This is a genomic window from Mycobacterium sp. TH-M25 (assembly GCF_057473665.1).
Genome location: NZ_JBYCLA010000300.1, coordinates 1 through 10,189, shown reverse-complemented (window position 1 = coordinate 10,189; position 10,189 = coordinate 1). Strand labels below are relative to the sequence as shown.

Below are 10,189 nucleotides of genomic sequence, written 5' to 3'. Positions count from 1 at the left end.
GCCGCTTCCAGTGAGGAGTCGGCCATCCTGGCGGCGAAATCATCCGCATGACGTTGTGCTGCAGCCTGAATCAGCGCCACGCTCGGCTCACCAGACGTCATGCGGGCGTCTTCGCGTTGCGGTCACAGGCACGCCGGCGATGGTATCGGTCACTCATGACACCCACAAGTGTTGGTTGTGCGCTCGCACAAGTGTTGGTTGTGCGAGACGGACGGTGTTCCTGCGGCTGCCGCCGGCATAACGACAAGGGCCGTCGGGGCGGGTCCCACTTGCCGCCTACCCGCACGCAACCATGCCCATCGAACATGCGTTCGATTAGCATGGTTGCGTGGTGCGGCGCCAGGAGGATGAGCCGGCCGCCCGGCTGCGTAAGACCGCGCGCGGCTGGGTCGAGCCGCGGCCCTCGCACTGCACGGACTGCGCAGCCGCGCTGGGTCCAGGCAAAGTGCTGGTCGGGACGGCGCAGTGCCTCTGCGGTCGGGCGCACCGCACGTACTTCTGCCGCACCTGCGAGTGGACTGATCACTGGCCCGCGCTCGGGCCGGAGTGCCTGCTGCTCGCCATGGACGAACGCAACCTGCGGGCATCACGCCGAGCCGACCGGGTGGACGACCCGTGACCGGGATGGACCTCAGCGGGTGGCCGGAGTCTGGTCCGTATCGCACGCTGTTTCGCGTCGAGCGCTCGGTGTGGGTCGACATGATGCGGGTCTGGCCCGGCCTGGGATCGTGTGCTCGCCGACAGGACGAGTTGCCCCTCTTCGTCCGCGGTTGGGGGCTGCGGGTCGAACCATGGATGGAGGGCACGCTGCGAGCGTGGCTCCGGCGAGCGGACGGCGGATGGATCGCCCTGGTGTTCGTGCCGGCGGCCGCCGCCAACGGCAGCGCTCGATTGACCCTGCAGCTGTGGGTAGACCCCACAGCGCTCACCGCCGACCGTCCGTGGTGATGGGGTCGCCGGGATTTGCGGATGTCGATTCTCGGGTGGTGCGGCGCAGTCGAGTCCCGCGAGGCACGGGTCAGTGCAGGCCGGGATGGTCGGCGTCAGGTCCTCCGAGTTCGCCGTCGGCCATGGCGGCGTCGAGGGCGTCCCAGCCTGCGTCTGAGAGGCGACCTCTGCCGTTCCCAGCGACGAGCATCGCGGCGGCGACATCGGCGATCGTGTCGCGGTTGGCGGTGAACACGTAGTCGAGGTCGGGTTCGGCGACGCGCACGCTCTTGGGCAGGTTGCCTGCCAGGATCTCGCGGACGATGGCCACGAGAGAGGGTTCACCGCCGAGCAGTCCGTTGGCGGCGCCGCCGGGTTCGCCGCGCTGGGGCCGTTCCAGCGCGCTGTAGGCGATCACTCCGTGGTCGGTGCGGAAGGTGATGGTGGTGGGGGCCATTGGGGTTCGTGGTCTCCTGGGCCGGGCGGCGGGTGGTGGTCAATCTCGACGAAGCAGAGGTCGGGGTTCTGGTCCTCCACCGCGCCCGGCGAACGCGACGACGGTGCGATCCTCGGCTGTCGGGGTTGATGGTGGATGGGTCATGGCGCACTTCCGTTTGTGGTGTGGCGCGCTACGGCGCGCGCAGGACAAGACCATTGGTGGCGGCGGTGAGACTGTGGCGCAGCGTTGCCAGCCGCGCCGCGAGGTTGGCGTTGAGGTCTATCAATTCGTCGGCCGCCCCACCGATCGCACCGCGGTGCAGCGCGTTGCCGGCGGCGTCGACGTGCAGCTGACGGACGGCTTGGTCGGTGATCCGCAGGCTGCTCTGGTGCAGGGCGACGATCTCGGCGTGGATGGCGTCGACCGGGACGAGCGCGGTGCGGTAGTCCTGCAACTGGCGCACCAACGCGGCGAGGGTGGTCCACGCGTCCTCGGCGGCGTCGATGATTTCGGCGTTGCGACGAACCACGATGCTGTCCGGGTCGCTGCTCGCGGGGGTGACCAGGTTGGCGCGGGCGCGCCAGATGCGGTGCGCCCGTATGTAGATGCTGTCGAGCGTGCAGTCCAGGTCGATGCGGACGCGGTGGACGTCGAGCAGCTCGCTGTGCCAGGTCGGGCTGCATCGGATCTCGCGGCCCAGAAGCGTGGCCACTGCTACGAGATGGGGCTCGCGCCACACCAGTGCCGCTCCCCCAGGCTGGATTCGCGCCAACCAGGTTCCATGCCATTCCCGACGCAGCGTCTCGCCGTTGGCGTAGCGGTCGAGTTCCTCGGGCACGGCCGGCCAGTCGATGGAGGCGGCGTCGAGGGTCTTGAGTTCATCGTCGGTGTACACCCAGTGCGGTGGGGCGCCCGCGCGGCGGCGCGCGGTCCTGCTCACGACGGCAGCCGCACCCAGGACGACGGCGAGATAGCCGAAGGGGCTGGACGCGGTGAGGATCTCGATGGTCGAGGCGCCCGAGTGTCGTGCCCAGTGCGCCGCCATGAGGGCGACGGCCAGACTGGCTGCGACGGGGGTTCCGTACTTGACGAGTGGTCGGACGTAGCGGTCGAGGCGAGTGACTTCAGACCAGATCGCGGCCCCGCGACGTCGCGTGGTCAGCTGTTCTGACTCGATGATGTTGGCCAAGTCGTCGCCGTGCGCGCGGGCTTTGCGTTGCAACTCGACGGGCAGCGCCTCGACGTCGACGGCTTCCGAACGTGGGAGCGCCGCCATGATCTCGACTGCGGTGTAGGCGTGGTCCAGTGGTGCGCGCACGGCCGGATCGACCGCAGGGACCGCCGGCGCGGGCCGGACGGTGTCGTAGTCCAGGGCGTGCGGCCACTCCGGATCAGAGTCCGGGTTGGCGACCTGCTCGCTGCCCAATTCGTTCCCCTCGTCGCGGTGTGCGTACTCACTATCGGCGTTGTGAGCGACACGGCCGGGAAACGCCTCATCGCCCGCCGCTTCGAGGTCGCGGGGATGCGGTGGGCGGAGCTTATCGGCGGCCGCGTTCGAGGGGCTCGGTGTCGGGGTAGATCTCGCGGCCGCCGTTGTAATCGCGGGCGATGACGGCCAATTGGGCGACGAACGCCTCGATGACGAACTGCATGATCGTGTACCGCCGGCCGGTGACCCGCCGCACGATGCGCACCGCGGCGCGGGCGCGCTGGTGCAGCTCGGCGGGGACGTTCAGCTTGCTCAGCTTGGCGACGTCGACAGGGCGTGCGTGGTGTTTGTCGTCAGGCATTGATGGCCGCGGGACGGAACATTCCGTGGCTCTTCATGTGGGCGATCACGTTCTCGTAGTCCTTGCTGACGTCCTTGGCGCGGTATCCGTACAGCGGGACGGGGCGGTAGTTGGTGTAGGCCTCGTCGACGATCGAGCTGCGTCGTACCGCCGGAGTCACCTTGTCGCCGAAGCCCTCGATCAGGTACTCCATCTGCTGCTGGTAGACGGTCCCGCTGGCGGGAACGGCGCAGGGCACGATGGCCAGGAGCGGGATGTCGATCCGGAAGGTCTTCTTGACGATGGCGAGTTCGCGCAGCAGCGCCTGAATGCCCTCTGATTCCTTCCCTGCGGGCTTCGTGCAGGTGATCAGGCCCCAGGAGCCCTCGGGGCCGTCCTCGTCGACGGAGGACGCGATCAATGCGGCGGTGACCAGGGCGCTGTTGGATCCGGGAGAGTCGATCAAGGTGACGTCGACGGGTGCGGCTGCTTCCAGCGCGTCGCGCAGTCGCATCACTCCCCCGACGACGGCGGGCAGTTCGACCATGAGCTTGTCCAGGGTGGACCGGGCCGCCGGCACGATCGTGAGGTTGTCGATGCACGCGTCGGGGTCGTCGCTGAGGATCAGGTCGCCGTCCTCGGTGTAGTCGATGATGCGGGCGGGTCGTTCGATGTCGTTGATCGTGGCGTCCAGTCGCAGCACGTCGGCGATGGTGGTGCCCTCGATGTCGGGATAGCCCAGCCACGTCGTGGCGTTGGCTTGCGGGTCGAGGTCGATGACGCGTACGCGCAGGCCAGACGCTGCGAGTTGTACTGCGGCGGTGACGACGGTGGTGGTCTTTCCGACGCTGCCGGACATGTTGGCGACCGTGTAGGTGGACATCTAGGTGACTCTCCTAAAGCTCGATTTCGGGGTGGATGGAGGTGCCGGCATCGCCGCCGGGTATGGGGCCGGTGATGCACCGTGAATCATCTGAGGCGGGTGGGACGCGTGATTCACGGTGAATCACGTGAGACGGATGAGTCCGGTGATTCACCGTGAATCACCCACGCGCCTCGGCCAGCCGGCGCTTTTCCCACTCGGTTGGGGCATAGCCGACCCGTTCGGTCAACAGCTCCAGGTGTGCGATCGCGTCGTCGTCCCAGACGCCCTTCAGTTCAGCGGTGTGCAGCTCTGCCGACGCGACCGCCAGGTGCCAGGCGCGGATGTTGCGGGCCTTCTCCCCCGTGGCCTCAACCGAGGCGTCCCAGTCCCCCAGCAGCGCCGTGACCGCAGAGGTCTTGGTGCGGGCGCTGACGCCGGACAGGCACTGCCGAACGAGGACCTTGAGGAGGTCGGCGTTGGTCGGCTGATGGTTGAGCAGACCGGCGCACGCGTCGCGCCGGCGCGCCTGGGCGGCCTTGGCGGCGGCGGCATCGGCACGCCTTTCCTCGGCGATCGCGGCGGCTTCGGCGTCCGCCCTGCCGTCGTCGGCGGTGCCCTGCTCCCCCGCGCTCGCCTCGTCGGTGTCGACCTCATCGGTCGCCTCCGCCTTGGTGCGCTCGGCGGTGGGCGCGGGTCCGTCCGAGTCCCCTGCGGCGGGGCTTGCCGCGCCGGGATCGACGACTGCGGGTGGGTGCGGCGGGGTGCGGCGGTACAGGTCGAGTTGTCCGGTGATGGCGTTGATGGCTCCGAACGCCTCCACGCCGTCACCGAATTCCTGCCTGCTGATGCGGTGGTCGAGGTATCCGGAGCCCAGTTCGCCTTCCGGATCGTCCACGATCGGCACACCCAAGGCGGCCGCTTCGTCGCGCGCCAGCCGTTCGGCGGCGATGCGTTCGGCCGCGCGTTGGCCGGTCCATTCCATTTGGGTGACGAAGCGCAACGCGGTGAGCTGTTCGCCATGGCGCTGTTCGGAGTTCTGTGCGGGGTCCTTCTTCTTCTGCCAGCGCCGGGCAGGGCCGAAGGGCAGGAGGTTGGCGAAGTGGGATGCCTCGGTGACCTTGAGGTGGCCCGCTTCGACTGCGGTGCGGACTTCTGGGGCCAGCAGCATAAGCGCCAGCCGCCGGGACACGGTGGCCTGATCGACGCCCAGCCGTTCGGCGATCGCGCGTTGCGTGAGTCCGCTGTCCGCGTAACGCGCGTATAGGTCCCCTTCGGCGAGTTCTGAGAGATCCTGTCTGCCAAGGTTTTCCGTTGCCATGGCGTCGAGGTCGCCATCCTCGGCCATGATCGAGTCGTCGACGACGGCGGGGATGACGTCGCGGCCGGCTTCCAGGGCCGCGGCGCGTCGGCGATGCCCGTACACCAACACGAATCGCGCTTGCGGCGGAATCTGTTGCGCGGCAGAGGGTCTGGCGGCAACGAATGATTCGCGGGGGACGACGAGCACCGGGAGTCTGACGCCGTTGGCGCGGACGCCGTTGAGCAGCTCCACCCACTTCGGGTCGTCGGGTTGCGGTTGCGACCTGGCGTTGTCGTTGAACGGGTGTGGGGCGATCTCGGCGACGGCGATGTTGACGACGCGGTGTGCTTCATCGGCCGCGACGGCGGACATTCCGCCGATCAGCCCGCTGTCTTCGGCGGGCTCGGCGCTGGGGGTGGGGGAGAGGTCGACGTCGGCGTCGCCGCCGGCGAACTTGGCGAAGCGGTTGGCCGTCTTGCGCTTGCCGCCGGCCTTGACGGGGCGGCGAGCTGACCGGGTGGATGTGTCAGTCACGGGTGTGACTCCTTCCTGATTACCGGTATTAGGTTATGGGCGGGTAGTGACACCGACAAGACATAGGACGGCGTGTCGACCCAGCAGGCCGTGATGCACGGTGAATCACCGGGACGAAGCGCGTCGGCCCCTCCTGTCACAGTGACGAAACTGGTGCGGGCGTGACGTAGGAGGACGAAAGTGCCCAATGGGGGAGGGGAGGCCCGTCAGCAACAACGAGCAAGGGACCGCTCTATCTGAGTCTCGCACCGTGAGCGGCCATCGGCCACCGGAGGGCAGGTGTTCGCCGGCTACAGCGCTCGCGTTCTTAATATGCTGTGTGCGCATACTCCCGTATGCGCCGCCTATGCGCATATGCATGCGCGACGCGCCTCCGCTCAAATGGTGCGCGATGCGCCTACCGCTTCACGGCAGACTGGTAGCTGGCCGATGCAGCGCCTACCCCCGCGCACCGTATCGGCTAGAGGGATAAGCAATCTATTTGCCGTGTCCAACTTGTGTGCTCTACTGCGAGCGCGCGGGCAAAGACCCAGCAAGAAAGGGGTGAGTCACCATGGCCACGACGGAATCGGAGAGCGTCGGCGGCTCGCTCGTCCAGGAACTGACCAAGCAAATGTTGGACCAGGACGAGAAGGTCGCCACCACGCTGCGGCTCAAGCGCTCGACCATGCATCGGCTCAAAGATCAAGAGCGACGGTGGAACACCTCGATGTCACACATCACTGAGCGCGCGCTGGGCCCCGTGCTCGATGCACTGGAGGCGGCCACCCCGCCGAGCGGTGACAACCATGGCTAGGTTCGAGGCGGTGGAGGTGACCGCGCAGCAGGCGTGGTTCCTCGCCGATCATCTGGGGGCAGGCATGTTCCCGTGGAAACTGGCGATCACCGGCCCCTTCGTCGACCCCTCGGATCGGGCCTCGTTCGTCGAGCAGTGCACGGCCGAGCTGACCGCCATCGGCGTGATCGACGAGCATGGACGCGTGAAACCATCTGTGGCCGAGTCGATTCGGACGGTATGCCATGCGACGCAGTGGCTGGAGTGGTACACCGTCGTCGACGCCGACCAGATGCTGCGCGGCGTGCTCGCACGCACCGCGGCGTCGCCTGAAGCGGTGGTGGCGCTTCGCTACGCGCAGATGGTGACGTTCACTCCGCTGCAGCTGACCCACAGCGAAGCTGTCGTACCGATCATCACCTCGGGCCTGCCACCGGACCAGCCGCCGGCCAGGTTTGCCGAGTTCGAGATCCGCATGGACGTCGGCAAGCAGATCGACGAACGCATCGCCCGCGGCGCCGACATCGTGGAGACCCTCACCGACCTGGGTGTCCCCGAACGCGACGCGCAGATCATGGAGTTGGTCTACACCGGCCAGCGGATCACGGTGGAACTGACGGCCCACGACTCCGTGGACGGTGCGCGCCACCAGACCGACGTCAGCGTCAACCTCACCAGCACGGAGGTGGGTCTGATCCTGGTCAGCACGCCGCCGGGGGAGCCCCGTGAGGGCGGCTCGTCGATCTTCGCCCCCGCCGAACCGTTCGCCATCTCGATGGCGGTACGCGACCTCACGGCCCGATTGCCCTCGGGCCCTTGGTTTCCCAACGAGAACTACGACATCTGATCCCTAGACGCGAAACGGAAGACGAACTGACTATGAGCACACCACCACCTGACTTCTTCGCAGCCAACGACCCTGAGCAGGATCCCGAGGAGCGAACCACCTCCGTGCCGCAGCAGGAGGGCGAGCGTCGTCACGCCGCACCGTCCAGCACGGACACCGGCGCCCATCGACCCGTCCCGCCGGCGGGACCGTCCTGGAATGCCACCCCGCCTCCGGGGGGCGCCTCACCCCTGGGAGACACCCGCCGGCCCACCCAGGCCCCGCCCACGCCAGCCGCCGAGGCCGCTCAGCCGCCCTCAGTGCCGCCGCCACCCCCCGCGCCGCCGGCACCGCCCAGCGGCCTGGCTCGCCATCAGCAGCCGCCGTTCCGGCAGTCACCGCCGGCGCCCCCGTCACAACCGCCTGCACCGCCGAACTGGCAGGCGCGCCGCGAAGAGACGCCCGACACCACCGAGCAGACCACGGTCATGTCCAGCGGCGACATGGCGGCCCTGCGTGAGCAGGCCGCCGCCCACGACCCCGGTGTCGGCGACTTCTTCGGCCCCTCCGCAGAACCGAATCCCTCAGCGCAGCAGGGCGGTTGGCCCTCGCCGCCGCAGGGACCGAGTTCGGGGCCGCAGCCGCTGTTCGGCGGACCAATCGGTGGGGGAGGGGAGCCGTTCATCGGCGGCAGCGGTTACGCCGGCGCAGAGGACCCCGACGAGATCGTCGCCTCGCGGCGCCAAGCCCCGGCCACGGGATGGCGCCGGGCGGTTTCGGCCATGACGTTCGGGCTGATCAAACCCGGCCCCGGCGCCAAGCAGGTGCGCGCCGAGGAGCAGATCCGCCGCATTCGAGCCAGCCTGCTCGACGTGTACGTGGTCGCCTTCGTCAACAGCAAGGGCGGAGTCGGTAAGACCACCATGGCCGTGGCCGCCGGTAACGCGATCGCGCGGGAGCGTGGCGACCGAGTGATCGTCGTCGACGTCGACACCGACCTCGGCAACCTGTCGGCCCGCTTCCACGAGAACGGCGGCCCGAAGGCCAACATCGAGGCGCTCTCCTCGCTGCAGAACGCCGGCAGTTACCAGAACGTCAGGGTGTTCACGGTGCAGAACGACGATCGTCTGGAAATGCTGTCCTCCCAGAATGATCCGCGATCGTCCTACCGGCTCAACAGCCAGGATTTCGAGTCGGCCATGCGGATCCTGCGGGCCCACTACAACGTGATCCTGCTCGATTGCGGAACCTCGATCACCTCCAACCTGTTCCCGGCGATCGCCAAGCAGGTCAACTGCCTGGTGGTGGTGTCGTCCAACGACGCTCCCGGCCTCAACGGAGCGTGGCGCACCCTGGCTTGGCTGCAGGCGCACGGCTTCAGTCGCCTGCTGCCGCGCACCGTGATCGCCATCAACGCCAACAGCGGCGACAAGCCGGCGATCGACATGAAGGACGTCGAAGCCAAGTTCCGCGAACAGGTCCAAGAGGTCGTCAACGTCCCCTATGACACCCACCTGCACGAAGGCGGGTTCATCGACTTCCTGCGTATGGGCAAGAAAACCCGCAAGGCGGTGATGGAGCTGGCCGGCTCGATCGCTCAGTACTACCCGACCCGCCAACCACGTCAACGTCCTGAGGAATTGGGGAGCTACTGACCATGGATCCTGCCGCTGCTACCGGGCAAGTCCGCGTCGCGATCATCGGCGACGGCGCGGCTGCCGATCTGGCGCTGCCGACCACGCTGGCGATTCGCGAGCTGATCCCGCGGATCCGGGCCACGCTGACCTCAGGGCGCGACGACGACGAGATCACACCCGAGGACGTCTCCGACGGCCCGCGCCCGTATTCCCTTGCCCCGCTGGGCGGTACACCGTTCAGTCTCGACGCGACACTCGAGACGCTCGCGGTCGACGACGGCCAGCTGCTGATCCTGTGCAAGCTCCCGCCGGGGCCGGCGGCGCCACCGGTCGTCGAGGACATCGCCGACGCCTCGGCGATCCACTCGGCCCGTCAGTTCAAGCCGTTCACCCATCAGATGCTGCCCGCCGTGGTGCAGACAGTGGTATTGGTGCTCGGCGCGCTGGTGTGCGGGCTGGCTCTCGACGGCTGGCATCGCGGCTACCAGTGGTGGGCTGCCGGAACTCTGGGCGTGACAGCCGTGGTGTTCATGGCCGCCACGGTGCTGCTGCGACGCCGCGGCCGCGCCGTGGCCGCGGGCCGAATGGGAGTGGCGACGACCGTCCCGCTGGCGTTGGCCCTGGCCGCGGCGTTACCCGGTGACGGCGCCACACCGCGGGTGTTCCTCGCCGCGGCCGGCCTGGTGGCGTGGTCGCTGCTGCTGCTGGCGCTCACCAGCACCTGGGTGGCCACCTACACCGCGATCATCGCCGTGAGCATCACCGTGGCGATCGCCGCGGTGGTGCGCATGTTCGCCCACCTGCCGTACCTGTCGCTGGGCTGTGGGGTCTTGGCGCTGTCTCTGCTCGTCGCGCTCAACGCGCCGACGGCTTCCGCGGTGTGGGCACGGTTCCCGTTGCCCAACGTGCCCGCACCGGGGGAGCCCACCCCGGCGCCGTCGTCGCTGGCCGAGATCGAGGACCTGCCGCGCAAGACCGCCATCAGCGCCTCCTATCAGAGCGGGCTGATCGCGACCTCGGTGATTCTGGCGGTCCTCGGGTCGGTGCTGGTGCTGTGGCTTCCCGATGCGCCGCCGTTGTTGGCCTGGTGGTTGGTCATTGCGACGATCACGGTCAC

At 68.3% G+C, this 10,189-nt stretch carries 11 protein-coding genes; 6 read left to right on the top strand and 5 right to left on the bottom strand.

The features are described from left to right. Positions 1-328 precede the first annotated feature (328 nt). Complete coding sequence (locus tag AC2VOU_RS10105; RefSeq protein WP_486957253.1) at positions 329-619, top strand: hypothetical protein; 291 nt, start codon at positions 329-331, stop codon at positions 617-619. A gap of 5 nt (positions 620-624) precedes the next feature. Further along, complete coding sequence (locus AC2VOU_RS10100; RefSeq protein ID WP_486957254.1) at positions 625-948, top strand: hypothetical protein; 324 nt, start codon at positions 625-627, stop codon at positions 946-948. A 70-nt stretch (positions 949-1,018) separates the two neighbouring features. Here AC2VOU_RS10100 and AC2VOU_RS10095 read toward each other — a convergent pair whose 3' ends face one another. The 5 genes from AC2VOU_RS10095 to AC2VOU_RS10075 all read right to left on the bottom strand — a co-directional run bounded on the left by AC2VOU_RS10095 (position 1,019) and on the right by AC2VOU_RS10075 (position 5,834). Beyond that, entirely contained in the window at positions 1,019-1,384 is a 366-nt protein-coding gene (locus tag AC2VOU_RS10095) for a hypothetical protein (protein WP_486957252.1), read from the bottom strand. 172 nt (positions 1,385-1,556) lie between these two features. Then, complete coding sequence (locus tag AC2VOU_RS10090) at positions 1,557-2,792, bottom strand: hypothetical protein (protein WP_486957251.1); 1,236 nt, start codon at positions 2,790-2,792, stop codon at positions 1,557-1,559. 112 nt (positions 2,793-2,904) lie between these two features. Then, the gene (locus AC2VOU_RS10085) at positions 2,905-3,156 is read right to left on the bottom strand and encodes a hypothetical protein (protein ID WP_486957250.1); all 252 of its coding nucleotides are present in this window, start codon (positions 3,154-3,156) and stop codon (positions 2,905-2,907) included. Beyond that, positions 3,149-4,018: a ParA family protein gene (locus tag AC2VOU_RS10080; protein ID WP_486957249.1), complete on the bottom strand. Its 870-nt coding sequence runs from the start codon at positions 4,016-4,018 to the stop codon at positions 3,149-3,151. Before AC2VOU_RS10080 ends, AC2VOU_RS10085 begins: the two co-directional genes overlap by 8 nt. A gap of 160 nt (positions 4,019-4,178) precedes the next feature. Continuing rightward, positions 4,179-5,834 (bottom strand): ParB/RepB/Spo0J family partition protein, encoded by a 1,656-nt coding sequence (locus tag AC2VOU_RS10075; RefSeq protein ID WP_486957248.1) that lies wholly within the window; start codon positions 5,832-5,834, stop codon positions 4,179-4,181. Positions 5,835-6,387: 553 nt separating this feature from the next. Here AC2VOU_RS10075 and AC2VOU_RS10070 point away from each other — a divergent pair. From AC2VOU_RS10070 to eccD, 4 genes are all read left to right on the top strand, one after another. Beyond that, positions 6,388-6,630, top strand: a complete 243-nt coding sequence (locus tag AC2VOU_RS10070; protein ID WP_486957247.1) for a hypothetical protein — start codon at positions 6,388-6,390, stop codon at positions 6,628-6,630. Beyond that, positions 6,623-7,456 carry an ESX secretion-associated protein EspG gene (locus AC2VOU_RS10065; protein ID WP_486957246.1) on the top strand — a complete coding sequence of 278 codons (834 nt, stop codon included), beginning with the start codon at positions 6,623-6,625 and terminating at the stop codon, positions 7,454-7,456. Before AC2VOU_RS10070 ends, AC2VOU_RS10065 begins: the two co-directional genes overlap by 8 nt. 32 nt (positions 7,457-7,488) lie before the next feature. Continuing rightward, positions 7,489-9,090, top strand: a complete 1,602-nt coding sequence (locus tag AC2VOU_RS10060; RefSeq protein ID WP_486957245.1) for a MinD/ParA family ATP-binding protein — start codon at positions 7,489-7,491, stop codon at positions 9,088-9,090. Positions 9,091-9,092: 2 nt separating this feature from the next. Beyond that, a partial coding sequence (eccD, locus tag AC2VOU_RS10055) for a type VII secretion integral membrane protein EccD (RefSeq protein WP_486957244.1) occupies positions 9,093-10,189 on the top strand: 1,097 nt, incomplete at its 3' end.